A 25,391-nucleotide genomic window follows, 5' to 3' on the forward strand; every position below is an offset into this window, starting at 1 on the left:
GGTCCGCCGTTCACGGCTCGCGGGTCTCCGTTTCCAGGCGGGACCGGGTCTGGGGGCCGTAGACGCCCAGGTCCTCGCGGATTCCCCGGGACCACTGGTAGTTGCGCAGGGCGTCTTCGACGCGGCGGTTGAACTGGCCGTTGATGTCGTCGTTGTACAGGTACAACTGGTCCAGGCGCTGCTGGAGTTCGGTGACCTCCGGGCCGCGGTCGCCGCGGCGCAGCACCGGGGCGGAGCCGGCGGGGTCGTCCTCGCCGGACTCCTGAGGGGCTCCCGCGGAGGGGGAGGCGCTCGTCGGGGTCGCGGACGGTTCGGCCGGTGCCGTCGGGGTCGGCGAGGTGCTGGACGCCGACGGTGACGGCGAGGCCGAGGAGCTCGCGCTCGCGGACGGGGAGGCCGACGGGGAGGCGGACGACGTCGGCGAAGCGGTGGAGGCGCCGGCCGTCGGCTCCTCGGACGGCTCCTCGGGCGACGCGTCCGGGACGCTCGCCCGCACCTCCCGCGGTGCCGCACCGTCGCGGGACGGCGTCTCGTACGAGAACATCCCGCTCGCCCACCCCGCGGCCCCCACGACGAGGACGACGGCCCCGCCGACCGCGAACAGCGCTCCACGGCGACGCCGGCGCGGCGGCGCCCCGCCGCCGTCGTGCGGGGCGTGGGCGTCCGGGGCGTGTCCGTCCGGCACGCGCGCGATCGGCTGCGTGCCGTCGAACAGGTTGAGGTCCGTGGCGCTCGGCCGCGTCGTCGCCGGACCGAGGGGCGTCGGCAGCGCGGACGCCGCGTCCGTCCCGCCCGGCACCGCCGCCTCCGGCGGGACGGCACGCAACGGCATCGTCTCGTCGGGCGCGCCCGGGGCCGGCCCGCTGCCCGGGGCCGCGGCACCGGCCGCTTCCGGCCGCTCCTGCGCCCCGTCCGGCGTACTCCGCCCGCTCCCGCCGTCCAGCTCGACGTACGGCCGGATGCGCAGCGGATCGAAGTCCTCCGCCGCCGCGGCCTCCGCCGTACGCGCGTCGCGGAGGGCGTCGGACGCACGCCGTGTGCAGGCACAGGACGGCGTGTTGTCCCTGTTCCTGGGCGCACCGCACTCCGGGCACGGGTTTCCGTTCGGCTGTTCCACGTGTGGTCCCTCCCCTCGCGAACTCCAGAGATTATGCAGATCTTCTTCACAGCCCGGCCCGCGCGCCCCCGGAATGCGGGCTTCCGGCAGGACTCAACAGGCCATAACGGGTCACACCGATCACGATGGGTGGGGAGAACGAGAACCCGTGGAGGTCCGCATGGCCGGCGACGAGCACGGTACGGCGCCGCAGACGAGTGACGCGCAGCCCGCACACCGCTCCGGACCGCCGCCCGCCGGCGACCGGGAACAGGTGTCGGGCAACGTCCTGTTCTCGATCGGCGCCCTGCTGCTCGGCCTGTTGCTCGCCGCGCTCGACCAGACCATCGTCTCCACCGCCCTGCCCACCATCGTCAGCGATCTGGGCGGCCTGGAGCACCTCTCCTGGGTGGTCACCGCCTACCTGCTGGCCTCCACCGCCGCGACCCCCCTGTGGGGCAAACTCGGCGACCAGTACGGACGCAAACGCCTCTTCCAGCTCGCCATCGTGATCTTCCTGGTGGGCTCCGCGCTGTGCGGCGCCGCCCAGGACATGCCGCAGCTGATCGGGTTCCGTGCGCTCCAGGGGCTGGGCGGGGGCGGGCTGATCGTGCTGTCGATGGCGATCGTCGGCGACCTCGTGCCGCCCCGCGAACGGGGCCGCTACCAGGGTCTGTTCGGGGCGGTGTTCGGCGCGACGAGCGTGCTCGGGCCGCTGCTCGGCGGACTGTTCACCGAGCACCTGAGCTGGCGCTGGGTGTTCTACGTCAACCTGCCCGTCGGTGTCGTCGCGCTCGCCGTGATCGCGGCGGTGCTGCACATCCCGCGCAAGTCGACCAAGCACGTCATCGACTACCTCGGCACCTTCCTCATCGCCTCCGTCGCCACCTGCCTGGTGCTGGTCGCCTCCCTCGGCGGCACCACCTGGGCCTGGGCGTCGCCGCAGATCATCGGGCTCGCGGTGCTCGGCGCCGTCCTCGTCGTCGCCTTCGTGGCCGTCGAGCGCCGGGCCGCCGAACCCGTACTGCCGCTGAAGCTGTTCGGCGTGCGCACCTTCACGCTGTCCGCCGTGATCAGCTTCATCGTCGGCTTCGCCATGTTCGGCGCGCTGACGTATCTGCCGACCTTCCTCCAGGTGGTCCACGGCATCAGCCCCACCCTGTCCGGCGTGCACATGCTGCCGATGGTGGCGGGCATGCTGCTGTCCTCCACCGGGTCCGGGCAGATCGTCAGCCGCACCGGCCGCTGGAAGGTGTTCCCCATCGCGGGCACCGGCGTCACCGCCGTCGGACTGCTGCTGCTGCACCAGCTCGACGCGCACAGCTCCACCGCGCTGATGAGCGTCTACTTCTTCGTGTTCGGCGCCGGACTGGGCCTGGTGATGCAGGTCCTGGTGCTGATCGTGCAGAACGCCGTCTCCTACGAGGACCTCGGCGTCGCCACCGCCGGCGCCACGTTCTTCCGCTCCATCGGCGCCTCGTTCGGCGTCGCCGTCTTCGGCGCGATCTTCGCGGGCCGCCTCGGGGACGAGCTCACGGCCGCCTTCCGTGACGCGCCGCTCCCGCCCGGCGTCTCCCCCGGCACGCTGGAGGCCGACCCGCGCGGCATCGCCGCCCTGCCGCCGTCCCTGCGGCCGCCGGCGCTCGACGCCTACTCCAACGCCATCACCGCCGTCTTCCTGTACGCCGTGCCCGTGGCCCTCCTCGGCTTCGTGCTGGCCTGGTTCCTCAAGGAGGACCGCCTGCGGGCCTCCGTCACCGCGCCCGACGTGAGCGAGACCTTCGCCAGCAACCCCGTGGAGCGGTCCTCCTACGACGAGGTGTGCCGTGCGCTGTCGGTGCTGGGCACGCGCGAGGGACGGCGCGAGATCTACCGGAGGATCACCGACCGCGCGGGCTACGACCTGCTGCCCGCGGCGAGCTGGCTGCTGCTGCGGATGCGCCGGCACGGCTCGGTGGAACCGGCCCGGCTCGCCGAACGCAACCCGGTCCCGCTGGACGTCGTCCTGGAGGCCACCCGGCAGGTCGAGATCCGGCGCCTCGCCGTGCGCCGGGGCATCGACATGGTGCTGACCGACGAGGGCCGCGAGGTGAGCGAACGCCTGGCGCGGGCGCGTGAGGAGTCCCTGGCCGAGCTGCTGGGCGACTGGTGGGGGCCGGACCGGCCGACCGATCTGGTGCAGCTGGTGCACGAGCTGAACGACGAACTGTGCGGCTCACGCGGCGAACGCCCGCACGACGCGCGCGCGACGACCCCGACGGGCTGAGCCGGTCACGGTCCGGTCGCTCCCCTTCCCCCTGCGCGGGAGCGACCCGTCCGGCCGGCCGGCCCGTCAGCGGAGCGGCTTGGCGAACCAGTGGTCGGCGTACGGATCCGCGTTGTGCGGCGCGGTCTCGGTGTACCCCAGCCGGGCGTACAGGGCCCGCGCCTCCACGAGGTCCGTGCGCGTGTCGAGGACCATCCGCGTCGCCCCCGCCGCCCGTGCCGCGTCCTCGGCCGCCCGCACCAGCCGGCCCGCGCCGCCCCTGCCGCGCATCCCCTCGCGGAGGAACACCCGGGTCAGCTCGGCCGTCGCGCCGTCCAGCAGCCGGAACCCCGCACTCCCGGCCGCCTCACCCGCGTACCGCGCGACCAGCAGTCCCCCGCGGGGCGGCACCAGGCCGCCCTCCGCTCCGGCCGCGATCTCGCGCTCCAGCTCCGCCGGATCGGTCCGGCGTCCCTCGTGCAGCAGGTACCAGCGGTCGCTGACCTCCGTGTAGTACGCCCGCCACAGCGCGGCGGCGACGGGGGAGTCGTACGGTTCCGGGGCAACTGTCCACACCATGCGGGGCATTGTCGGCGGTCCGGGTGGCGGTCGCGCAAGCGGATATGCCGGCCGCGCGGAACGCGGTGTCTGTGTCGCGCAGTTTGTGCGGGGAGCATCGGGCAACACGGAAGGAACGAACCGGCTCGCGAGGAGTGCCGGTTGGGCCGAGAACCCGGAAGGCATCCATGTCCACTGGCCTGATCATTGCGTTGATCGTGATTGTCGCGGTCGTTGTCGCCGTCGCGGCCGTGCTGACCCTGCGTAACCGTGGCTCGCGGCACGGTACGAGCCTGAAGCGGCGCTTCGGGCCCGAGTACGACCGTGCCGTCGCCCGGCACGACGGGGACACCAAGGCCGCCGAGCGGGAACTCGCCGAGCGCGTGGAGCGCCACGGCGACCTGCGTGTACGGCCGTTGGAGTCCGCCGAGCGCGAGCGTTTCGAGGCGCGCTGGACGGCCGCGCAGGAGCGGTTCGTCGAGTCCCCGCGCGACGCCGTCGCCGAGGCCGACCACCTGATCGCCGAACTCGCGGGCGTCCGCGGCTTCCCCGCCGACGGGCACTACGAGGACCAGCTGTCCGCGCTGTCCGTGCATCACGCCCACCACGTCGAGGGCTACCGGCGCGTGCACCGCGTGGCCCAGGCGCGCGCCAACGGCGCGCAGGACGGCGGCGCGGGCACCGAGGAGATGCGCGAGGCGATGGTCGAGGCCCGCGCCCTCTTCGACGAACTGGTGCGCCCGTCCCGGCACGAGGACGGCCGTCACCGCGGCGGGCGCGCCGGCGAGGCCGAGCACGCCGCCCCGGCCGCCCGGCGCGGCCACCACACACCGTCCCTGCTCCACCGGCGCCAGGCGAAGGAGAGCTGAACAAGATGACCGACGTGACCCGACGCCCCGGAGGCACCCCCCTCGACGAGGGCACCCCGCTCAACGACGGCACCCCGCTCGACCGGGGCACCCCGCGCACCGCTCCCGACACCGACCGGGGCACCCCGCGCACCGCTCCCGGCACCGGCCGGGACACCGCCCGCGGCGCCGGCACCCCGGCCGCCCCGCACCACCGGTCCGGTGACACCGAGCCGGCCGGCCTCGGCCGGGACGGGACGCACGCGACGGGCGCCGGGACGCCCGCGGCCCCGGCGGCCACCGGCGCCCCCGCCCACGCACCCGCCCACGCCCGCCACGGCGGCGAGGACGGCTCCGGCTCCCACCACCGGCTCCTCGCGCACGACGACACCGACCAGCTCGCCGCGCAGTTGCAGCAGGCCGTGGCCGGGTTCGTCGACGCGCCCCGGGAGGCCGTGCGGGAGGCCGACGACGTACTGCGGGAGCTGGCCGAGCGCTTCACGGACGCGGTGACCGAGCGGCGCCGCACCCTGCGCCGGTCCTGGGAGACCGCGGGCACGGCGGGGCCCGGTGACGGGCAGGCCGCCGCGGCGACCGACACCGAGCAACTGCGCCTGGCCCTGCGGGACTACCGCGAGCTGGCGGACCGCCTGCTACACGTCTGAACCGGGGTCCGACCCGCCCGCCGCCGCCCGGCGCTCCCGCCACTGCCGTACGACGTCCTCGACGTCGTACGGCTTCTTTCCCAGCGGGGGGCCGGGCGGCGGCTTGAACATCATCTCGCTGATCCTGGCGTTGATCTCCGTGAGGATCTTCCGGACGATCCGCTCCGAGGGAGCCGCGTAAGCCGCCTCCAGCGCGTCCTCGGCCTCCTTGCGCAGGGCCAGTGTCGGCGGCAGCACCGAGAAGCCCTCACGGGCCATCTTCCGCTTCACCCACCACAGTTCGTCGTAGGTGCTCTCGACCTCGCGGGGGAGCGGCTTGCCCGCGCCCGCCAGCTGCTCGAACTCCCCGCGCGCGTCGGCGTCGCGGATCTGCTTGTCGACCCAGCTCTCGAAGTCGACGCCGGGTGGCTTTCGCTCGGTCATGAGTCCATTGTGCCGGACGCAACCCTGCCGGGCGTTTTATCATTCGGCGGCGACGGGCCGACCCGGACCCGCCGCGCACGGCACGCCCCGGCCGCCGCCGGACCCGGGGCCTCCCCGGCCCGCGGGACGTCTCAGGAGGAGCACAGGTGCTCGAACTCACCATGGCCGCGGTGTCCGCGGCGGAAGCGGGTGCCACGGCCGGCATGCTCATGGCCGACGCGCCCAGCGAGCCGGGCGCCCTGCTGCGGGTGGGCCGGGACAGGTCGCTGTGCCGGCTCTCGACGCCGGACGACTGGCTGTTCGTCTCGCGCGTCCACCTGGAGTTCTCCTGCGCGCAGGACGGCACCTGGCAGCTCACCTGGCTGCGCGGCTCGCTGCCGGAGCCGTCCAGCGAGGTCCGGCTGACCCTCGGGGAGTACGCCCACCCGGTCGCCTACGGCGGTACGGTCGCGCTGCCCCGGGGCGGCAGCGGCGAGGTCGTCATCCAGGACCGCACCGCCCCGCGCAGCGTCAACGTGGGCTTCTACCACGAGGTCCGGTAGCGGGGCTCACGCCAGTACGCGGGCCAGGGCGAAACCGTCGTAGCCCTTGGCGCCGACCGTCTGGATCGCCGTACCCGTCAGCCGGGGGTGGCTGCCGATCAGGTCGAGGGCGGCGCGGGTGCCCACCACGTCCGGGTCGGTGTTGTCCGGATCGGCCACCCGTCCGCCCCGTGCCACGTTGTCCAGCACGATGAGGCCGCCCGCGCCGGTCAGCCTGAGCGCCCACTCCACGTAGTGCGGGTTGTTCACCTTGTCGGCGTCGATGAAGACCAGGTCGAACGGGGGCGGGTTCTCGTCGGCCAGCGCGGGCAGGGAGTCCAGCGCCGCGCCCACCCGTACCTCCACCTGCCGGTCGAGTCCCGCGCGGGCGATGTTGCGCACGGCGACCTCGGCGTGCCGGGGGTCGTACTCCAGGGAGATCAGCCGCCCGTCGGGCGGGAGGGCGCGGCCCAGCCAGATGGTGCTGTAACCGCCGAGCGTGCCGATCTCCAGGATGTGGCGGGCCCCCCGCACCTGGGCGAGGAGCTGGAGCAGCTTGCCCGCCACGGGGGACACGGCGATCGGCGGGAGGCCGGCGGCGTCGCTGTCGCGCAGCGCGGCCGTCAGCGCCTCGTCGGGGGCGTCGGTCAGGAGGCGGTCGGCGAAGTAGCCGTCCACCGTGCGCCAGAGCTGCGACTCGCTCATCCACCTGTGCCTTCCGTGCGGCTGCTTAGTCTCTCTAACTAAGTTCGCTCCGAAGATACGTCGCCGCACCGCCCGCGTCAGGCCTTTCCCCTGCGTGTCCCGGGTTCCAGCGACGGCGGCGACCCCGGCAGCGGACGTCCCGCCGACTCGGTCATCCGCCACACCGCGAACCCGCCGATCACGGCCGCCGCCATCATGTAGTAGGCGGGCATCATCACGTCACCGGTCGCGCCGATCAGGGCCGTGACCACCAGCGGGGTCGTGCCGCCGAAGAGGGACACCGAGACGTTGAAGCCGATCGACAGCGAGCCGTAGCGCACCCGGGTGGGGAACAGCGCGGGCAGCGCGGACGGCATGGCCGCGGTGAAGCAGACCAGGAGCAGCCCGAGCGCGCCGAGGCCGGCGGCGACCGCGAGCAGCGAGCCGTCGCGGATCAGCAGCAGCGCCGGCACGGACAGCAGCAGGAACCCCGCGCAGCCGGCCGCGATCACCGGACGCCGGCCGACCCGGTCGGTCAGCAGGCCCGCGAACGGCTGGACGATCATCATCAGCACCATCACGCCCAGCACGACGACCAGGCCGTGTGCCGCGTCGTAGCCCAGCTCACCGGTGAGGTAGCTCGGCATGTACGACAGCAGCATGTAGTCGGTGACGTTGAAGACGAGCACCAGGCCCACGCAGAGCAGCAGCGCCCGCCACTGGCCGGAGACCATCTCCCGCAGCGGCACCTTCGGGCGCGCGTGCTCGGACTTGGCGACCTCGGCCGCGAACGCCGGGGTCTCCTCCAGGCGCATCCGCAGATAGAGGCCGACGACGCCCATCGGGCCGGCGATCAGGAACGGGAGGCGCCAGCCCCACGACAGCAGGTCCTCCGGCGACAGCAGCGCGGTCATCAGCGTGACCAGGCCCGCGCCGGCGACGTAACCGGCGAGCGTGCCGAACTCCAGCCAGCTGCCGAGGAAGCCGCGCCGCCGGTCGGGCGCGTACTCGGCGATGAACGTGGAGGCGCCGGCGTACTCGCCGCCGGTGGAGAAGCCCTGCACCAGGCGGGCCGCCAGCAGCAGGATCGGGGCGCCCACGCCGATCGCCGCGTAGGAGGGGATCAGGCCGATGGCGAAGGTGCCCGCCGCCATCATGATCATGGTGAGGGCGAGGACCTTCTGCCGCCCCACCCGGTCGCCGAGCGGGCCGAACACCAGACCGCCGAGCGGGCGGACCAGGAAGGCCGCGGCGAAGGCGCCGAACGCGGACAGCAACTGGGCGGTGGGATCGCCCGACGGGAAGAACACCTTGCCGAGCGTGACGGCGAGGTAGCTGTAGACACCGAAGTCGAACCATTCCATCGCGTTGCCCAGGGCGGCCGCCTTCACGGCACGCCGGACCAGCGCGGGGTCGGTGACGGTGGGTGCCTGCGCGGAACCGGCCCGCTCCGGCGACGGAGAACCGGCGGGACCGGGGGCGACGGGGTGATGAGTGGCGACCGGGACAGTCGACAAGACTTCGCTCGCCTGCCTTTCGACGGGGACGGGGACGAGGTCCGCGCGGCGGCACTGTCGGGCGGGCCGAAGCCAGCGACGATAGGCGCCGTTCGCCCCCTTACGGGCGGTACGCGACTAGATGCATAGTGCATGTAAATGCCGTGTGTACAGGGACGCGGCACCGTCACCGGACGCCCCGGGCGCCCACCCGTTGTGATGCTTCTCGCGTCAACCGCGGGCACCGCGACCCGGCGCGGACTATCGTCATCCGGACAAAAGTGAGCGGGCCGTCAGGTGAAGCCTCGGTTTCCTGCGTCCTGTCCAGGGAGTGCCGCGGGCCGCACGGGGCGCGCGGGACGCACCCCACGCACGGGACGCACGGAGCGAAACGGGGCGGGAGGCCGACGAGGCGTGGCGAACGCGGAGCGCGGTGGACGACCGACGGAGTCACTCGGGGCGACGGCCGCCGACGGCACCCGGGCACGGCTGCGCGTGGCGCGCCTGGGACTGTGGCTGCTCGCCGCCCTCCTCGCCGTACGCCAGGTCGCCGCCGTCCTCACCACGCCCAGCGGGGAGCGCCTGACGGCCCTGGAGACCTGGGTGGGCCCCGACGGCGTCCTGCACACCGGCGGCTCCCTCTACGACTCGACCCGGTTCACCGGCACCCCCCTGGCCGGGCTCGTCCTCAAACCCCTCACCCGCACCGCGGAACAGGCCCTCGGCTGGGGCTGGACCTTCGGCACCCTGCTGCTGGTCGTCGCCCTCGGCCTGACCGCCGCCCGCGCACTGCCCCAGCCGGCCGGCCGGCGCACCGCGATCCTCGCCGCGCCCGTCGCCGTCACCCTGCTCATGCTGTCCCTGCCGGTGCGCAACACCCTCTGGCTCGGCCAGACCAGCATCATCCCGGTCCTGCTCGTCCTGCTGGGCTGCTTCGCCGTCCGCGGCCGGCACGCCGGCGGCGTCCTCATCGGCGTCGCGGCGGCCCTCCAGCCGACCCTGCTCCTCTTCGCCCCGCTGCTGTGGTGCACCGGCCGCCGCCGGGTCGCGGCCGCCACCGGCGTCACCTTCACCGCCCTCACCGCGCTCGCCTGGGCCGCGATGCCGCACGACTCCTCCACCTACTGGGTGCGCCACCTGGCGGGCGCCGGCCTCGGCGGCCCCGCCGACGCCCTCGCCAACCAGTCCCTGCACGGCGCCCTGCTCCGCCTCGGCCTCGAAGGGCCCCTGGAGATCGCCGTCCTCCTGCTGCTCGGCGCCGCCGTCGTGGTCCTCGCCCTGCGCCGCGCCGTCCACTACGCCCACGACGGCCAGTTACTCCTCGCGGTCGCCGTCACCGGCTGCGCCGCCATCGTGATCGCCCCGACCGCGTGGCAGCACCAGCTGCTGTGGGTGCTGCTCACCGCCGTCGGCCGGGTCGGCGGACGCGCCCGCGACCGGATGGTGTGGCCCCTCGCCGTCGTCCTCGTCATGACGCTGCCGGCGAAGATGATGCTGCCGAACATGGCGTTCCTGTACCCGGTGCGGGACAACGTCGTCCTCCTCGCCGCCCTGGCCGCCGCCACCGCCGTCCCCTTCCTCTCCCGCGCCTCCCGCCACTTCCGCACCCCCGCCCCCACCCCGTACGCCCCGCCCGTCCCGGCACGCTTCGCGTTCGTCCCCCTGCTGCCGTTCCTGCGCCGGGTGCTCATCCGCCCGAACCTCCTGCTCGAACTCCTCCTGATCCGCGTCACCTACGCCGCGTACGCCCAGGTCCGGCTCGCCGCGACCGGCGGCAGCAACTCGGCGGGCCGGGCCCGCGCCGAGGAACACGGACAGCAGATCCTCGACCTCGAGCGGCTGCTCCGCATGGACATCGAACACGCCGTCAACCACGCCGTGGTGAGGATCGGCTGGCTGCGGGACTTCTTCGACCTCTACTACACGTCGTTCCACTTCGTCGTCCCGCTGACCGTGCTGGGCCTGCTGTACTGGCGCCGCCCCGTCGACTACCGCTGGGCCCGTTCGGCCCTCGGCTTCACCACCCTGCTCGCCCTCGTCGGCTTCTGGCTCTACCCGCTCGCCCCGCCCCGCCTCATGCCGGACCTCGGCATCATCGACACGGTGCACGGCGTCCAGGACTTCGCCCAGCCCGACTACGGCACCCTCACCCACCTCACCAACCAGTACGCGGCGATGCCGTCGCTGCACTTCGGCTGGTCCCTGTGGTGCGGGCTGGTCATCGCGATCATCGCGCCGAGGCCCTGGATGAAGGTCCTCGGCCTCCTCCATCCCCTCTTCACGGCCGCCGCCATCGTCGCCACCGGCAACCACTGGATCCTGGACGCGGCCGGCGGCGCGCTCGTCGTCGGCGGCGGCTTCGGCCTGACGTACCTCCTCCAGGGCCCCCGCGCCGCCACGGCGGTGGTGGCCGCCACCGGGTCCGGCGGCGAGCGGCCGGTGCCGGCGAAGGACCGTACGCCGAGCTGACCCGGTGTCCTCGCCGGCCCAGGAGCGGTGTCAGTGTGCTGACGTAGTCTTCCGGCCACCGCACACCGACCGTGAGGACCAAAGGAATTGACCGGCCTGTTTGCTTTCCCCCTGCCCTTCCGCGCCGCCACTTTCATGGGGTCCGCGACACCCCGGACGCTGCGGGAACTCGACATGATGCGGTGCAGCGCCCACATACGGGCCAAGCCCGGGTGGTTCGACAAGATGAACGACGCGGACGTCGTCGCCCGGTGGACGCGGGAAGCGGCCGACCAGGGCCTCACCGAAGCGCAGGTCCGCTACGTGCTCGCCGAACTCCGGCACTACGCCGCGCTGCGGGACCCGCGGACCGGCGTCGAGGTGTCCGCCGTCGACGGGGTGTGGCAGTCGGACACCCTGATCGACGACGGGCTCGCGACCCGGCTGCGCGAGGCGGTCCGGGTCCTGGAGGAGGTCCCCGAAGCGGAGAAGGACTGGCATCCCGGATCCGACGGCCAGGTACTGGACCTGGTGCATCCCTCGCTCTTCTGCCTGGTGCGAGAGGTGAGCGGGGCACCCGGGCGGGCTTGGCACAACCCGACCGGCCCGTACGCCAGATACGAGTTCTCGGAGCGGTTCCAGTGGCTGCCCACGGACGTCGACGTGAGTGACGGCGGCGATGTCGCCTTCCGCTCGTACGTCAACAACGTCCACCCCGAGGAGCATCGCGAACTGGCCGCGGTCCTGCCGGACCTGTTCGCGCGTTTCCGCCCGCTCTTCGAGAACGTGCTCACGGATCTGCGCCATCCGAGACCCCTGCGCATCGACGCCGACTCCTACGGGTGGTACGACTCGGAACCGGAGTACCCGCACAGGTCCTCGTACCCGGACGACGAGGCCTACGAGAAGGCCCGGAGCGCCTGGCGGGAGGCCTGCGACGCCTGGTACGCCAACCGCCGCCCGGTCGTCCCGGACGCCCCGGTCTTCACCCCGCCCGAGGTGCCCGGCGACTCCGACCGGATCGACCTGCGGGGCCGCCGTCTCCAGGTCGTCGTCAAGCTCGCCACCATCTGTCTCACCCCGGACAAGCCCGAGTACGCGGGCGGTTCCTGGCACGTCGAGGGAATGCTGAACGAGCGGATCGTCTCGACCGGCATCTACTACTGGGACAGCGAGAACATCACCGAGAGCCGGCTGGGTTTCCGGACGGCACTCGACGAACCGGAGTACGAACAGAACGACGACGACGGCGTGCGTGAGGTGTACGGCCTGGAGAACGAGGGCGCGCTGAACCAGCTGCTGGGATCGGCGTCGACCCCGGCGGGCCGCTGTCTGGCGTTCCCGAACGTGCTGCAGCACCGGGTCGGCTCGTTCCGCCTCGAGGACCCCACCCGCCCGGGGCACCGCAAGATCCTCGCGTTCTTCCTGGTCGACCCGTCGGAGACGCTCGTCTCGACCTCCGACGTGCCTCCGCAGCAACCATGGTCCGACACCTCGACCATGACGCTCGACGAGGCGAAGGAGTACCGCGAACAGCTCATGCGGGAACGCAAGTTCTTCGTCGACGAGCACAACGAGCAGATCTACGAACGCCAGTTCTCCCTCTGCGAGCACTGAGAGAGCCGCCCGCCCCGGACGGTGGCGGGACGACGAAGGCGGCGGCCCCGGGGATCATGGGGCCGCCGCCTTCGGTACGGGGGTGCGTCCGGAGTGGATCAGTACCAGTTGTTGGACTGCCAGAAGGACCAGGCGTCACAGGCGCTGCCGTAGCGGTCCTTCATGTAGTCCAGGCCCCACTTGATCTGGGTGGCGGGGTTGGTCTTCCAGTCGGAGCCGGCCGAGGCCATCTTGGAGGCCGGCAGCGCCTGGACCAGGCCGTAGGCGCCGCTGGAGGCGTTGGTGGCGGTGTGGTTCCAGCCGCTCTCGTGCTGGACGATCTTCGAGAAGCACTGGAACTCGGCCGAGTTGCCGATCATCTTCTGCGCCGTCGCCTGCGCCGAGGACGCGCTCGTGCTCGCGGCCTGGGCGGGCGCTGCGGCGATCAGGGTGCCGCAGGTGGCGGCGACCAGGGCGGCACCGGCGAGGGTCTTCTTCGGGGTGGCGACGGTGCGGAGGAAGGAAGCGGCGGACACAGGCGGCCTTTCGGTCGGAAGCAGGGGAGTCGCGCTACGCCGTGCCGGATGCCGCGGTGTGCGGCGGGGGCATACGTCGGCGCCGCGACCCCGTGGAGGGCGTCGGCGCCTGGCGACTGCTCCACAGAAACAAATCCGGGCATTGCCCGCAAAGACCCCTTTTACTACCCGGGGTCGGGGAACGGCCGACTCGGCGGGTCGCGTGCCCCGGGACGACCGGGGAGCCGCTACGGTGCCGGGTCGTAGGTGACGCGGGTCATGTGGGGTGGTTCACCCTCTCGCGCACACCGTGCGTCCGGCGCGTCACTCAGGGGTGCCCCCGAATGTGACCGGGGCCTCGAAGGCGGCCCTGCGGGTGGCCCGGCGCAGCGCCTTGAGGAGGGCGGTGCCCACGGTGAGGGTCAGGACGACCGTGACCAGGGCGCGGCCCAGGTCCCAGCCGAGGGACGTCGCCAGGCAGTAGGTCACGAAACGGGCCAGGTTGGCGGGGAGCGAGGCGTCCGGGTCGAAGGAGATGTTCGAGGCCAGCGCGGACATGAAGGGCCAGCCCGCCATGTTCATCACGGTGCCGTAGGCGAAGGCCGCCAGGAAGCCGTACCCGGCGAGCATCCACAGCTCCGCCCGGCCGCGCAGCCGGTCGGGGCCCGGCAGGAAGCCCGCGCCCATCGTGAACCAGCCCATCGCCAGCATCTGGAACGGCAGCCAGGGGCCCACACCGCCGGTGAGCAGCGCGGACGCGAACATCGTCACCGAGCCGAGCACGAAGCCGAAGCCGGGACCGAGGACCCGGCCGCTGAGGACCATGAGGAAGAACATGGGTTCCAGACCGGCCGTGCCCGCGCCGATGGGACGCAGGGCGGCGCCCGTCGCGGCGAGGACGCCGAGCATCGCCACCGCCTTCGGGCCCAGGCCCGACTCCGAGATCGTCGCCGCCACGACCGCGACCAGGAGGACCAGCAGGCCCGCGAAGAGCCACGGCGCGTCCTGGGCGTGGGCGTTCACGGCGGAGGCGGGCGGGGCGAGGAAGGGCCAGCCGAAGCCGGCCACGCCCACCGCGCTGACCAGGGCGAGGGACAGCCAGGAGCGTGGACCCAGGCGGATGGCGCGGGCCTGGCGGTCCGGCCGGCGTCCCGTGGTGCTGGGCGGCGTCATCGGCTCAGCGCCTCACGGACCTGGGAGACGGTGAGCCAGGCCTGCGGGGCCAGGATCTTCGCCACCTGCGGGGCGAAGGACGGGGACGCCACGACCACCTCGGCCGACGGCCCGTCCGCGATCACCTCGCCCTCGGCGAGCAGGACGACCCGGTGGGCGAGCTCCGCCGCCAGTTCCACGTCGTGCGTGGCCAGCACGATGGCGTGGCCCTCGGCGGCCAGTTCGCGCAGGAGTGTGACCAGGCGGGCCTTCGCCGCGTAGTCCAGGCCCCGGGTCGGTTCGTCGAGCAGCAGGAGGGGCGGGCGGGCGGTGAGGACGACGGCGAGGGCGAGGGTCAGGCGCTGGCCCTCGGAGAGGTCGCGGGGGTGGACGTCGTCGGCCACGGCGGGGAGGAGCCGCGTGAGCAGGGCGCGGCAGGTGCCGGGGGCCGCCTCCGCGTCCCGGTCGGCGGCCGCGCACTCCGCCGCGACCGTGTCCGCGTAGAGCAGGTCGCGGGGTTCCTGGGGGACCAGGCCGACCCGGCGGACCAGGTCGCGGGGGCGGGTGCGGTGGGGGACGGCGTCTCCGGCGCGGACCGAGCCCGAGGAGGGGGCGACCAGGCCCACCAGCGCGCCGAGCAGCGTCGACTTTCCGGCGCCGTTGCGGCCCATCAGGGCGATCGTCTCGCCGCGGGTGACCGTCAGGTCGACCTCGCGCAGCGCCTGGACGCGGTCGCGGCGCACCGAGAGGGAGCGGACCTCGGCCACCGGAGCGGTGGTGCCGCTCGCCCTCGCGCGCGGGAAGAGGCGCCGGGCGGGCGCGGGGGGCGTGGGCGCGGGGCCTGTCCGGTGCGGTTCGTGGCCGGCCAGGCGCTCGCGCAGCGCACCCGCCTCGCGGCGGGCGTCGCGGACCGTCAGGGGGAGGGGCGACCAGTCGGCGAGGCGGCCCAGGGCGACCACCGGGGGGTGGACGGGGGAGACCGCCATCACCTCCGCCGGGGTGCCCAGCCACGGGCGCTCACCGGGGCCCGGCAGCAGGGCGACCTGGTCGGCGTACTGGACGACGCGTTCCAGCCGGTGCTCGGCCATGAGGACGGTGGTGCCCAGGTCGTGGACCAGGCGCTGGAGGACGGCCAGGACCTCCTCGGCCGCCGCCGGGTCCAGGGCGGACGTCGGCTCGTCCAGGACCAGGACCCGGGGGTGGGGGGTGAGGACCGAGCCGATGGCGACGCGCTGCCGCTGACCGCCGGAGAGGGTGGCGATGGGACGGTCGCGCAGGTCGGCCAGGCCCAGGAGGTCAAGCGTCTCCTCGACCCTGCGGCGCATCACGTCCGGGGGGAGTCCCAGCGACTCCATGCCGTAGGCGAGTTCGTCCTCCACCGTGTCCGTCACGAAGTGGGAGAGCGGGTCCTGACCCACCGTGCCCACCACGTCGGCCAGTTCGCGCGGCTTGTGGGTGCGGGTGTCGCGGCCGGCGACCGTGACCCGGCCGTGCAGGGTGCCGCCGGTGAAGTGCGGCACCAGTCCGCTCACCGCACCCAGCACGGTCGACTTGCCGACGCCGGACGGGCCGACGAGGAGCACCAGTTCGCCCTCGGGCACCTCGAAGTCGACGCCCTGGACGGCGGGTCCGGGTGATCCGTCGTAGGTCACCGACACGTTCTCGAAGCGGATCACGTCGTCGGCTCCTTGCGGGGGTGCGGCGCCTCGGGGGCGGGGGTGATGAGGGCGGGGAGCAGGCCGATCAGGACGGCCGCCGCCGGCCACAGCGGGAGGGTGGGCGCGACGAGCGGCACCACGCCGGGGTTCAGGGCCGCCGGGTCGCGTGAGGCGGCGACGGTGAGGAGCGCGGCCACGGCGACCCCGGACGCGGTGACCAGCCAGGCCCGGGCGTCCCAGGCGTCCGGGCGGTACCGGGTGCGCAGGGTGCGGCGGCCGCCGAGCCAGAGGCCCGCGAGGGCGGCGGCGAGACCGGCGAGGAGGACGGGGACGCCGTAACTGCCGCCCTCGGCGGTGAGGAGTCCGTACGTTCCCGCGCAGACGCCGAGCAGACCGCCGAGGGTGAGGGCGGCCGTCGTGCGGCGGACGGCGGGCGGGACGGCGGCGGTACGGCCGTAACCGCGCGCGTCCATCGCCGCGGCGAGGGCGACGGAGCGCTCCAACGCGCCCTCCAGGACCGGGAGTCCCACCTGGAGGAGGCCCCGTACGCCCCGGTCGGGACGGCCGCGCAGACGGCGCGCGGCGCGCAGGCGGCGGACGTCGGCGATGAGGTGGGGGGCGAAGGTCAGCGCCACGACGACCGCCACGCCCATCTCGTACAGGGCGCCCGGGAGGGACTTCAGGAGGCGGGAGGGGTTGGCGAGGGCGTTCGCGGCGCCCACGCAGATGAGGAGCGTGGCCAGGCGGAGGGCGTCGTACAGGGCGAAGGTGAGGGCCTCCGCGGTCACCCTGCCGCCGAGCCGGATGCCCTGGGCCCAGTCGGGCAGGGGCACTTCGGGGAGGGTGAACAGGGTGTGCGCGCCGGGGATGGGGGAGCCGAGGACCACCGCGAAGACGAGGCGGATCAGGATGACCGCGACGGCGAGCTTGACGAAGGCGCCGTAGGAGCGGGACCAGGGCGTGTGGGGGCGGCGGGTCGCCACGACGTAGGCGGAGGTGGCGATGAGCAGGGTGAGGAGGAGGGGGTTGGTGGTGCGGGTCGCGGCGGTGCCGAGGGCCAGCGCCCACAGCCACCAGGCACCGGGGTGCAGGGCCGGGGAGCGCCGGGGGCGGGCAGGGGCGGTCCGCCCGGCCGGTGTCTCCCGGGTCCCGTCCCCCCGCCCGGCCGCGCTCGGGCGGGGGGACCGCCACCGCCCACCCGTGCCGCTCGCGCGGGAGGGGTGGGCGGTGGGGTGCGCGTCACGCACGGCGGCGTACCTGCCAGACGGCCGCCGCTCCGAGCAGGGCCACCACGGCGATTCCCGCCACCAGGCCGACGCTGGGTCCGGAGTCCTCCGGCTCGGCCGGTTCCTTCGCGGGCGCGGCGGCCTTGCCGGCCGCGACCTGCTCTCCGCAGCCCTTCTGCGGGTAGCCCGATATCGCGCACAGCAGGGCGTTGGAGTCGTAGCGCAGCGGCTTGGCGACGGCGGCGAGGGCCTCCGCCGTGCTGGCGTCCTCGGCGATCTGCGCGCAGGCGGTGCGGCCGGCCGGCGGGGTCTCGCCGGACGGGGCGTCGGCGGGGGTGCCGAAGTCGATGACCAGCGCCACGCGCTTCGTGCCGTCCTTCGCCGGGGTGCCGGCGCAGATGGTGTCGAAGTCCGCGGTGCCCCGGGGCTTGGCCGCGTCGCCGGAGTCCTCGCTGACGGAGAAGCGGAAGCCGTGCACGTCGCCGTCGGCGGGGCGGACCAGGGACGGGCCCTGGGTGGCGTACGTCCACGCCGTGCCGTCCTGCTCCCAGAAGGACCAGTAGCGGTAGCCGGCGGCCTGGGCCTGGCCCGCGCCCGCCAGCAGGGGCAGCAGCGCGGCCAGGAACAGGAGGGTGACCCGGCGGATCACGGCTGCTGCTTCTTCGCGCGGCCGCTGAACAGGAAGCCGATGCCGATACCGGCGATCAGGCAGACGCCGACGAACCACCAGACACCGAAGCCGGAGTCGTCCTTCTTCTCGTCCTTGTCGCCCTTGTCGTCCGACGGCTGGGTGGCCTTCTCGGGGGCGGGTCCGGTCGCCGTCAGCCGCTCGACCAGGTCCGTGCCGCCGAAGGCGCGCGGGTCGGCGCCCGTCGCGTGCGCGGCGAAGATCAGCTGGGCGTAGGCGGCGGGACCGCTCTGCGCCGCCCAGCCGGCGGCGTTCTTCTCCAGCCAGTCGGCGGCGGCGCCGGCCTGCTCGGTGGAGCCCTGCGCGGCGAGCGCGACGACCGCGTCGGCCGTGTTGCCGTAGTCGGGCTGGTCCTCGGCGCCGGGGAGGGCGGAGACGAGGTGGCCGCTCCCGGCGAGGGCCTTGGTGAGGTACGCGGCGCCGTTGGCGGCGGCCTGCCCGGGGCTGTCCGCCGTCGCGCAGGCGGCGTCGGCCTGCCCGCCCTTGCCGGGCCCGGCGGCCAGGCCCGCGCCGGTCGAGCCGAGCACGCCCGCCGCCGTGGCGTCCGCGTTGGCGATCAGCGTGCCCTTCTTGTCCGGCTGGAAGGCGAAGGCGCCCGCGCCGTCGCCCTCGCAGGGCAGCGCGAGCCCGAGCAGGGCGTCGTAGGGGGACTTGCCGTCCTTCTTCACCTCGGCGGGCTTCTCACCGGCGGCCGCGAGGGCGCCGATGACGACCGAGGTGGAGTTGGTGTCGCTGGCGCCGCCCGCGATGTAGCCCCAGCCGCCGTCCGTGTTCTGTACGGACTTCAGCCAGCCGACCGCCTTGTCCGTCACGGCGTCGTGGCCGCCGAGCGCGGCGAGCGCCTGGACGGCGGCGGCGGTCTGGTTGGTGTCGACCGTCGTCCTGTCGTCGCACGCCTTCGCGGTGTCGGCGCGGTACGGGGCGAAGGAGCCGTCGGCGCACTGCTGCCCGGTCAGCCAGTCGACGGCGGCCTTCGGCGGCTCGACGTCGGCCGTGTGCTGCGCGAGCAGGGCGAGCGACTGGCGCCACACGCCGTCGTACTGGGGGTCGCTGTCGCCGTACAGGGCGGAGGGGAGCGCCGGCTTCGACGGTGACGGGGACGGGGCGGCGGCGGCCGGTGCGGCGGCGCCGATCACGGCGACGGCGGCCAGGACCGCTGCGCTGCGGCGGAGATTCATGATCGGCGGGTGCCTCTCCCTGAAGAGGGGCCGGGCAGCGCGGGACACCCCGGCGGCTCGGCTCCGTATACCTCGACGGTGCCCGTGCGCCGGCGGGACTGCCGGGCACGTGAGCCGGTCACGATCCGTGTGGGGCAGTCCGGCTCACCGTCCCGGCCTCGCGGCGGACGGCTCACGGTTGCGGGTCAGCGCCGGAATTGCACCGGCTTCCCCCCGTACGGGTGTGATGACGACGCCGCCACTCTACCCGCCCGTAGGAAGGGGGTCGGGGGTGGTCGTGGGAGGGGTGGACGGAGTGAGGCCGTGAGGTGACGGAGGTCACGGGGGCGACGAGAGGTGGCCCGCACCCGCGCGCCCCGGGGAGGGGGTCGCGGGTGCGGGCCGGTGCGCGGCGGGTGCCGGCCGGGTCAGGACGCCGTGCAGGCGCTGACCTGTGGCAATGGCGTGTTGCCGCCGTTCACGGTGAAGCCGAAGCTGGTGGACGCCCCGGCCGCGAGGGAGCCGTTCCAGCTGGAGCGGACGGTCATGACGGTGCCGCCGCCGTCCCAGGTGGGTGAGCCGTTCCACACGGTGAGGACCTTCTGCGGGGGCGTCATGGTGACGTTGACGCTCCAGGCGCGGATCGGGGCGTTGCCGGCTGTGATCGTCACCTTGCCGTTGTAGCCGCCGCTCCACTGCTCCGCCGTGGTGTAGGTGGCGGTGCAGGCCGCGTCCGGGTCACCGGGGTTGCCGGGGTCGCCGCCGCCCGGGGTGCCGCCGAGGGCGCTCAGCACGGCGTCGTACGCGGGCTTCTTGTTGTAGTTGTCGTCGAACAGCAGGGGGGTGCCGCTCGACCGCCACGAGTACTTGTCCGGGATGCCCCACACCGTGATGCCGGTGCAGCGGGTGACCGCGAGGCAGGCCCGTACGACGTTGCCGTAGTTGGTGGCCTGGGCCTGGCCCGAGCCCTCGATGTCCAGCTCGGTGATCTGCACGTCGACGCCGAGGTCGGCGAAGCGCTGGAGGTTGGCCCGGTAGTCGGAGGGGACGGGGGAGTTGGGGTTGAAGTGGGACTGGAAGCCGACGCAGTCGATCGGCACGCCACGGGACTTGAAGTCCCGGACCATGTTGTAGACGGCGTTGCTCTTCGCGTTGACGCCGTCGGTGTTGTAGTCGTTGTAGCAGAGCTTGGCGGCCGGGTCGGCCGCGCGGGCCGTGCGGAAGGCCTCCTCGATGAAGCCGTCGCCGAGCCGGTCCTGGAAGGGCGAGCTGCGCCGGGCGCCGCTGCCGCCGTCCTGGAACGCCTCGTTGACCACGTCCCAGGAGTGGATCTGGCCCTTGTAGTGGGTCATGACCTGGGTGATGTGGTGGTTCATGGCGGAGCGCAGGTCGTTCGCGCCGAGGCCGGAGACCCAGCCCGGCAGTTGGGAGTGCCAGACCAGGGTGTGGCCGCGGACGTCCATGCCCCGGCTGCGGGCGTGGTCGAAGATCTGGTCGGCGCGGCTGAAGGTGAAGGAGCCGCGGTTCGGTTCGAGGGCGTCCCACTTCATCTCGTTCTCGGCCGTCACCGAGGTGAACTCGCGGTTGAGGGTGGCCGCGTACTGCGCCTCGCCGAGGTGGTTCGCGGCGACGGCGGCACCGAAGTAGCGGCCCGTCCCGGCCGCCGCGGCGCCCAGGGTGTCGGCGGCGTGGGCGGTGCTCTGGGGGAGTGCCGCGAGGGTGGTGGCGGTGAGCAGTGCGGTGGTGGCGGTGGCCAGGGCGGCGCGCAGCCGGCCCCGGCCGCGGGGGGCGGTGTCTCCGGCTCTCGTCCTGGTTCGCCTTCGCTTTCCGATCATGCGCATGTCATCCCTTCGGTGGGGGTCCCGTGATGCCGAACGGCGGGAATGTCGTGCTGTGCGGTCGAACGAAAGTTTCGGACTCGGCTCCGAATGGCTGCGGTGACGATACGGACGGTGGGAGGACGGGTCAACCGTTCGCGCAGGGAGAGCGAGGAGTGGGCCGGAGGGGCGTGGCCGGGGAGAGGTGTCCCCCCTCGCGACCGAAACGTGTCGAAAGTTTCGACGGCGTGGGGTGCGGAGGGGTGCGGTGTCTCAGGAGGCGTCGGAGGACCGCGGGGCCGCCAGGTCCACCAGGCGGCACGCCGTCTCGATGTCGGCCCCGACCTGGGCGGTCGAGGCGCGGCCCGAGAGCCAGGTGATGAGGGCCGAGTGCCAGGTGTGCTCGATGACGCGGACCGCCGAGAGCTGGTCCGGCGTCGGCTCGGTGAGCCCCATGGCGTCCAGGATGATCACCGTGGTCCGCCGGGAGACCTGGTCGACCTCCGCGCTCACGCTGCGGTCCGCGAAGGTCAGGGCGCGCACCATCGCCTCGGCCAGCTGCGGTTCGCGCTGGAGTGCCCGGAAGGCCCGCGTCAGGGTCTCCGCGACCCGCTCGGCGGCGGTGTCACCGGCCGGGGGATTCCTGCGCAGCGTCGCGTGCAGGTGCTCCAGCTGGTCCTGCATCGTGGCGACCAGCAGATGGACCTTGGACGGGAAGTAGCGGTACAGCGTCCCCAGCGCGACCTGGGAGGACTCGGCGACCTCGCGCATCTGCACCGCGTCGAAGCCGCCCCGGCCGGCCAGTTGGGCGCACGCCCGGAGGATGCGGAGCCGGCGCGCCTCCTGCCGCTCGGTGAGCGGGGAGGCCGGGTCGGTGCGCGGGGCGGTGGAGGGCGTGCGCGGGGGAGCGGGGTCGGTGCGCGTCGTGCCGGCCTCCGGTCGCGCCGGCCTGCCGGCCCCGGCCGCCTCGGTGCTGTGGGCTTCCGCGGGCATGGGTCCCGTCCGTGACAGTCGGTGAGGGTCGATGATCGGACAGCATGGCACGCCGTCCGTCGTGGCGTGAATCACCTGATCCACTGCTCACAGCATCCCTACCTGCCGGTAGATTCGGATCCTCCAGACGATCAACTCTGAAACTTGTTCTAGATCGGCGTCCCGGCGTACTGTCGCGGGACAGTGCAGGAGAAGGGGGCCCAGAGTGACCGCTGAGGCCAGTCAGGCCGGGCCCTCGGCGGGCTCCGCATCCGACGGCTTGCGACCGCTCCGGATCGCACTCCTCACCTACAAGGGAAACCCGTTCTGCGGCGGCCAGGGCGTCTACGTGCGCCACCTCTCCCGCGAACTCGCCCGCCTGGGGCACCGCGTCGAGGTGATCGGCGCCCAGCCCTACGCCGTGCTCGACGAGGGCTACGACGGGCTGAGCCTCACCGAGCTGCCCAGCCTCGACCTCTACCGCCAGCCGGACCCCTTCCGCACCCCGAAGCGCGGTGAGTACCGCGACTGGATCGACGCGCTCGAGGTCGGCACCATGTGGACCGGGGGCTTCCCCGAGCCGCTGACGTTCTCCCTGCGCGCCCGCCGCCATCTGCGCGCCCGGCGCGGCGACTTCGACGTCGTCCACGACAACCAGACACTCGGCTACGGCCTGCTCGGCGACGTCGGCGCACCCCTGGTGACGACCATCCACCACCCCATCACCGTCGACCGGCGGCTCGAACTGGACGCCGCCGGGAACTGGCAGCGGCGCCTCTCGGTGCGCCGCTGGTACGCGTTCACGCGCATGCAGAAGCGGGTGGCGCGCCGCCTGCCGTCCGTGCTGACCGTCTCCGGCACCTCGCGCCAGGAGATCATCGAGGACCTCGGCGTGCGGCAGGACCGCATCCACGTCGTCCACATCGGCGCCGACACCGACCTGTTCTCCCCCGACCCGTCGGTGGCGGTCGTCCCCGGCCGGATCGTGACCACCTCCAGCGCCGACGTGCCGCTGAAGGGCCTGGTGTTCCTCGTCGAGGCATTGGCGAAGGTGCGGGCCGAGCAGCCCGACGCCCACCTCGTCGTGGTCGGCAAGCGGCCCACGGAGGGGCCCGTCGCCCAGGCCGTGGAGGCGTACGGCCTCGAGGGCGCCGTCGAGTTCGTCAAGGGCATCTCCGACGCCGAACTGGTCGACCTGGTGCGGTCGGCGCAGGTCGCCTGCGTGCCGTCGCTCTACGAGGGCTTCTCCCTGCCCGCCGCCGAGGCCATGGCCACCGGCACCCCGCTGGTCGCCACGACCGGCGGCGCGATCCCCGAGGTCGCCGGACGTGACGGGGAGACCTGCCTGGCCGTCCCGCCCGGTGACGCGGGGGCGCTGGCCGCCGCGCTGACCCGGCTGCTGGGCGACCCCGGGCTGCGGGCCCGCTTGGGCGCGGCCGGACGCGAGCGGGTGCTGCGGCAGTTCACCTGGGCACGCGCGGCCGAGGGCACGGTGGCCCGCTACCGCGAGGCGATGGCGACCGCGGCGGCCGGCGCGGGCCGTGACACCGGCACCGCCCCCGCGGCGGAGCCCGCCGCGCGCCGCCCGGTCCCGGCCGGCCCGGACGTCCTCCCCGACACCCTCGCGGACACGGGCGCCGTCACCGTGACCGCGGCCGACACCTCCGATCGTGAAAGCAGGGCCACGTGCTGACCGTCGACTTCTCCCGGTTCCCGCTCGCCCCGGGCGACCGTGTCCTGGACCTCGGATGCGGAGCCGGCCGGCACGCCTTCGAGTGCTACCGGCGCGGTGCGCGGGTCGTGGCGCTGGACCAGAACGGCGAGGAGATCCGCGAGGTCGCCAAGTGGTTCGCGGCGATGAAGGAGGCCGGCGAGGCGCCCGCCGGGGCCACCGCCACCGCCATGGAGGGCGACGCCCTCGCCCTGCCCTTCCCGGACGAGTCCTTCGACGTCGTCATCATCTCCGAGGTGATGGAGCACATCCCCGACGACAAGGGCGTGCTCGCCGAGATGGTGCGGGTGCTCAAGCCGGGCGGACGCATCGCGATCACCGTGCCGCGCTACGGCCCGGAGAAGGTCTGCTGGACCCTCTCCGACGCCTACCACGAGGTCGAGGGCGGCCACATCCGCATCTACCGGGCGGACGAACTGCTGGCGAAGATCCGCGAGGCGGGACTGCGTCCGTACGGCACCCACCACGCGCACGCCCTGCACTCGCCGTACTGGTGGCTGAAGTGCGCGTTCGGCGTGGACAACGACAAGGCGCTGCCGGTACGGGCGTACCACAAGCTGCTGGTCTGGGACATCATGAAGAAGCCGCTGGCCACCAGAGTCGCCGAGCGGGCGCTGAACCCGGTGATCGGCAAGAGCTTCGTCGCGTACGCGACCAAGCCGCACCTGCCGCGTGCCGCGGTCGAGGCGGACGCCACGTGACGACCTCCAGGACTCCCCGGACTCCTCGGACCGAACACCTCGTCCTCACCGGTGTGCTGACGGCCGACCAGGCCGCCGAGACCGTCGCCGGAATCCTCGCCGTGCAGCGGGAGGACGGTGCGATCCCGTGGTTCCGTGGACACCACCTCGACCCGTGGGACCACGTCGAGGCCGCGATGGCCCTGGACACCGCCGGTGCGTACGAGGCCGCCGAGCGGGCCTACCTCTGGCTCGCCCGGCACCAGCTGGAGGACGGTTCCTGGTACGCGGCGTACGCCGACGGCGACCCGCTCGACATCACCGACCGGGGCCGGGAGACCAACTTCGTCGCCTACATCGCGGTCGGGGTGTGGCACCACTACCTCTCCACCGGGGACGACATCTTCCTGGACCGCATGTGGCCCACCGTGTGCGCGGCGGTGGAGTTCGTGCTGCGGCTCCAGCAGCCCGGCGGGCAGATCGGCTGGCGGCGCGACGACGACGGAACGCCCACGGCGGACGCGCTGCTCACCGGTTCCTCCTCCGTCCACCACGCGCTGCGCTGCGCGCTGGCCATCGCCGAGCAGCGCGAGGAGCCGCAGCCCGACTGGGAGCTGGCGGTCGGCGCGCTGCGCCACGCGATCCGGCACCACCCGGAGCGGTTCCTGGACAAGGACCGCTACTCGATGGACTGGTACTACCCGGTCCTCGGCGGCGCGCTCACCGGCCCGGAGGCCAAGGCCCGCATCCAGGAGGGCTGGGAGCGCTTCGTCGTGCCCGGCCTGGGGGTGCGCTGCGTGGTGCCCAACCCGTGGGTGACCGGCGGCGAGTCGGCCGAACTCGCCCTGGCCCTGTGGGCGATGGGCGAGTCCGACCGTGCGCTGGAGGTGCTCCAGTCCATCGGGCACCTGCGCGACGCGGAGAGCGGCCTGTACTGGACGGGGTACGTCTTCGACGACGACGCCATATGGCCGCGCGAGCTGACCACGTGGACGGCCGGCTCACTCCTGCTGGCGGTCGCCGCCCTCGGCGGCCACGAGCCCACCTGCGCGGTCTTCGGCGGCGAACACCTGCCCAGGGGCCTGGACCCGGACTGCTGCGCCCTCACCTGAACCCCGGACCGCCCCTGGCGGGCGGCCCGGTTCAGTGGCGGCGCATGCGGCCGGCGATGGCGTGGCCGATGAACAGGTGGACGACGGCGGCGAGTCCGTAGC

22 protein-coding genes and 1 riboswitch are annotated in these 25,391 nt (G+C 73.6%); of the genes, 9 read left to right on the plus strand and 13 right to left on the minus strand.

From position 1 onward, the window contains the following. Positions 1-10: 10 nt before the first annotated feature. On the minus strand, positions 11-1,117 hold the full coding sequence (locus IE172_RS03095; protein WP_190095467.1) for a peptidoglycan-binding domain-containing protein: 1,107 nt from the start codon (positions 1,115-1,117) through the stop codon (positions 11-13). Between the two features lie 160 nt (positions 1,118-1,277). On the opposite strand from IE172_RS03095, the gene IE172_RS03100 reads away from it, so the two are divergent. After that, positions 1,278-3,362 (plus strand): MDR family MFS transporter, encoded by a 2,085-nt coding sequence (locus tag IE172_RS03100; protein ID WP_190095468.1) that lies wholly within the window; start codon positions 1,278-1,280, stop codon positions 3,360-3,362. 66 nt (positions 3,363-3,428) lie between these two features. Here IE172_RS03100 and IE172_RS03105 read toward each other — a convergent pair whose 3' ends face one another. Beyond that, positions 3,429-3,920 (minus strand): GNAT family N-acetyltransferase, encoded by a 492-nt coding sequence (locus IE172_RS03105; RefSeq protein WP_190095469.1) that lies wholly within the window; start codon positions 3,918-3,920, stop codon positions 3,429-3,431. A 167-nt stretch (positions 3,921-4,087) separates the two neighbouring features. Between IE172_RS03105 and IE172_RS03110 the strand changes: the two genes are divergently transcribed. Together IE172_RS03110 and IE172_RS03115 are read left to right on the plus strand one after the other, a co-directional pair. Then, the gene (locus IE172_RS03110) at positions 4,088-4,768 is read left to right on the plus strand and encodes a hypothetical protein (protein ID WP_190095470.1); all 681 of its coding nucleotides are present in this window, start codon (positions 4,088-4,090) and stop codon (positions 4,766-4,768) included. A gap of 5 nt (positions 4,769-4,773) precedes the next feature. Beyond that, positions 4,774-5,412 carry a hypothetical protein gene (locus tag IE172_RS03115; RefSeq protein ID WP_190095471.1) on the plus strand — a complete coding sequence of 213 codons (639 nt, stop codon included), beginning with the start codon at positions 4,774-4,776 and terminating at the stop codon, positions 5,410-5,412. Here IE172_RS03115 and IE172_RS03120 read toward each other — a convergent pair. Next, complete coding sequence (locus IE172_RS03120) at positions 5,401-5,835, minus strand: DnaJ family domain-containing protein (protein WP_190095472.1); 435 nt, start codon at positions 5,833-5,835, stop codon at positions 5,401-5,403. The genes IE172_RS03115 and IE172_RS03120 overlap by 12 nt on opposite strands. 146 nt (positions 5,836-5,981) lie before the next feature. Between IE172_RS03120 and IE172_RS03125 the strand changes: the two genes are divergently transcribed. Further along, entirely contained in the window at positions 5,982-6,377 is a 396-nt protein-coding gene (locus tag IE172_RS03125) for a hypothetical protein (protein ID WP_190095473.1), read from the plus strand. Positions 6,378-6,383: 6 nt separating this feature from the next. Here the strand turns inward: IE172_RS03125 and IE172_RS03130 are convergent, their stop codons facing one another. After that, complete coding sequence (locus tag IE172_RS03130) at positions 6,384-7,061, minus strand: O-methyltransferase (protein WP_190095474.1); 678 nt, start codon at positions 7,059-7,061, stop codon at positions 6,384-6,386. Between the two features lie 77 nt (positions 7,062-7,138). After that, positions 7,139-8,557 (minus strand): glycine betaine/L-proline transporter ProP, encoded by a 1,419-nt coding sequence (gene proP, locus IE172_RS03135; protein ID WP_190095475.1) that lies wholly within the window; start codon positions 8,555-8,557, stop codon positions 7,139-7,141. 393 nt (positions 8,558-8,950) lie between these two features. Between proP and IE172_RS03140 the strand changes: the two genes are divergently transcribed. Beyond that, the gene (locus IE172_RS03140) at positions 8,951-11,005 is read left to right on the plus strand and encodes a bifunctional glycosyltransferase 87/phosphatase PAP2 family protein (protein ID WP_190095476.1); all 2,055 of its coding nucleotides are present in this window, start codon (positions 8,951-8,953) and stop codon (positions 11,003-11,005) included. Between the two features lie 87 nt (positions 11,006-11,092). Continuing rightward, positions 11,093-12,601 (plus strand): DUF4246 domain-containing protein, encoded by a 1,509-nt coding sequence (locus IE172_RS03145; RefSeq protein WP_190095477.1) that lies wholly within the window; start codon positions 11,093-11,095, stop codon positions 12,599-12,601. 98 nt (positions 12,602-12,699) lie between these two features. On the opposite strand, the gene IE172_RS03150 is transcribed toward IE172_RS03145, so the two are convergent. The 8 genes from IE172_RS03150 to IE172_RS03185 all read right to left on the minus strand — a co-directional run bounded on the left by IE172_RS03150 (position 12,700) and on the right by IE172_RS03185 (position 21,786). Beyond that, positions 12,700-13,116 carry an aggregation-promoting factor C-terminal-like domain-containing protein gene (locus tag IE172_RS03150; RefSeq protein WP_190095478.1) on the minus strand — a complete coding sequence of 139 codons (417 nt, stop codon included), beginning with the start codon at positions 13,114-13,116 and terminating at the stop codon, positions 12,700-12,702. 303 nt (positions 13,117-13,419) lie between these two features. Beyond that, the gene (locus tag IE172_RS03155) at positions 13,420-14,268 is read right to left on the minus strand and encodes an ECF transporter S component (RefSeq protein ID WP_190095479.1); all 849 of its coding nucleotides are present in this window, start codon (positions 14,266-14,268) and stop codon (positions 13,420-13,422) included. Beyond that, positions 14,265-15,923: an ABC transporter ATP-binding protein gene (locus IE172_RS03160; RefSeq protein WP_190095480.1), complete on the minus strand. Its 1,659-nt coding sequence runs from the start codon at positions 15,921-15,923 to the stop codon at positions 14,265-14,267. Before IE172_RS03160 ends, IE172_RS03155 begins: the two co-directional genes overlap by 4 nt. Further along, positions 15,920-16,996: a CbiQ family ECF transporter T component gene (locus IE172_RS03165; RefSeq protein WP_229885792.1), complete on the minus strand. Its 1,077-nt coding sequence runs from the start codon at positions 16,994-16,996 to the stop codon at positions 15,920-15,922. The genes IE172_RS03160 and IE172_RS03165 overlap by 4 nt, the downstream gene beginning before the upstream one ends. A 148-nt stretch (positions 16,997-17,144) precedes the next feature. Then, positions 17,145-17,780, minus strand: coding sequence for an SCO2322 family protein (locus IE172_RS03170; RefSeq protein WP_190095482.1), 636 nt, complete (start codon positions 17,778-17,780; stop codon positions 17,145-17,147). Then, positions 17,777-18,997 carry an SCO2321 family membrane protein gene (locus IE172_RS03175; RefSeq protein WP_190095483.1) on the minus strand — a complete coding sequence of 407 codons (1,221 nt, stop codon included), beginning with the start codon at positions 18,995-18,997 and terminating at the stop codon, positions 17,777-17,779. Before IE172_RS03175 ends, IE172_RS03170 begins: the two co-directional genes overlap by 4 nt. A 149-nt stretch (positions 18,998-19,146) precedes the next feature. Continuing rightward, positions 19,147-19,208, minus strand: a riboswitch (cobalamin riboswitch). 196 nt (positions 19,209-19,404) lie between these two features. Further along, positions 19,405-20,811: a glycoside hydrolase family 10 protein gene (locus IE172_RS03180; protein WP_190095484.1), complete on the minus strand. Its 1,407-nt coding sequence runs from the start codon at positions 20,809-20,811 to the stop codon at positions 19,405-19,407. 255 nt (positions 20,812-21,066) lie between these two features. Beyond that, complete coding sequence (locus tag IE172_RS03185) at positions 21,067-21,786, minus strand: TetR family transcriptional regulator (RefSeq protein WP_190095485.1); 720 nt, start codon at positions 21,784-21,786, stop codon at positions 21,067-21,069. 205 nt (positions 21,787-21,991) lie between these two features. On the opposite strand from IE172_RS03185, the gene IE172_RS03190 reads away from it, so the two are divergent. Genes IE172_RS03190 through IE172_RS03200 form a run of 3 tightly spaced genes read left to right on the plus strand, consistent with a single transcriptional unit; the run spans position 21,992 to position 25,289 of the window. Continuing rightward, positions 21,992-23,458, plus strand: coding sequence for a glycosyltransferase family 4 protein (locus tag IE172_RS03190; protein WP_190095486.1), 1,467 nt, complete (start codon positions 21,992-21,994; stop codon positions 23,456-23,458). Beyond that, positions 23,452-24,198, plus strand: a complete 747-nt coding sequence (locus IE172_RS03195; protein ID WP_190095487.1) for a class I SAM-dependent methyltransferase — start codon at positions 23,452-23,454, stop codon at positions 24,196-24,198. Before IE172_RS03190 ends, IE172_RS03195 begins: the two co-directional genes overlap by 7 nt. Next, positions 24,195-25,289 (plus strand): prenyltransferase/squalene oxidase repeat-containing protein, encoded by a 1,095-nt coding sequence (locus IE172_RS03200; RefSeq protein WP_190095488.1) that lies wholly within the window; start codon positions 24,195-24,197, stop codon positions 25,287-25,289. Before IE172_RS03195 ends, IE172_RS03200 begins: the two co-directional genes overlap by 4 nt. Positions 25,290-25,391 lie beyond the last annotated feature (102 nt).

The organism is Streptomyces griseoflavus (assembly GCF_014649995.1).
GTDB classification, from domain to species: domain Bacteria; phylum Actinomycetota; class Actinomycetes; order Streptomycetales; family Streptomycetaceae; genus Streptomyces; species Streptomyces griseoflavus.

Bases quoted from the DNA above. Each gene is read 5' to 3' on its own strand.
- IE172_RS03100 (WP_190095468.1), top strand. From the start codon at position 1,278: ATGGCCGGCGACGAGCACGGTACGGCGCCGCAGACGAGTGACGCGCAG.
- IE172_RS03105 (WP_190095469.1), bottom strand. From the start codon at position 3,920: ATGGTGTGGACAGTTGCCCCGGAACCGTACGACTCCCCCGTCGCCGCC.
- IE172_RS03110 (WP_190095470.1), top strand. From the start codon at position 4,088: ATGTCCACTGGCCTGATCATTGCGTTGATCGTGATTGTCGCGGTCGTT.
- IE172_RS03115 (WP_190095471.1), top strand. From the start codon at position 4,774: ATGACCGACGTGACCCGACGCCCCGGAGGCACCCCCCTCGACGAGGGC.
- IE172_RS03120 (WP_190095472.1), bottom strand. From the start codon at position 5,835: ATGACCGAGCGAAAGCCACCCGGCGTCGACTTCGAGAGCTGGGTCGAC.
- IE172_RS03130 (WP_190095474.1), bottom strand. From the start codon at position 7,061: ATGAGCGAGTCGCAGCTCTGGCGCACGGTGGACGGCTACTTCGCCGAC.
- IE172_RS03155 (WP_190095479.1), bottom strand. From the start codon at position 14,268: ATGACGCCGCCCAGCACCACGGGACGCCGGCCGGACCGCCAGGCCCGC.
- IE172_RS03175 (WP_190095483.1), bottom strand. From the start codon at position 18,997: ATGAATCTCCGCCGCAGCGCAGCGGTCCTGGCCGCCGTCGCCGTGATC.
- IE172_RS03180 (WP_190095484.1), bottom strand. From the start codon at position 20,811: ATGATCGGAAAGCGAAGGCGAACCAGGACGAGAGCCGGAGACACCGCC.
- IE172_RS03185 (WP_190095485.1), bottom strand. From the start codon at position 21,786: ATGCCCGCGGAAGCCCACAGCACCGAGGCGGCCGGGGCCGGCAGGCCG.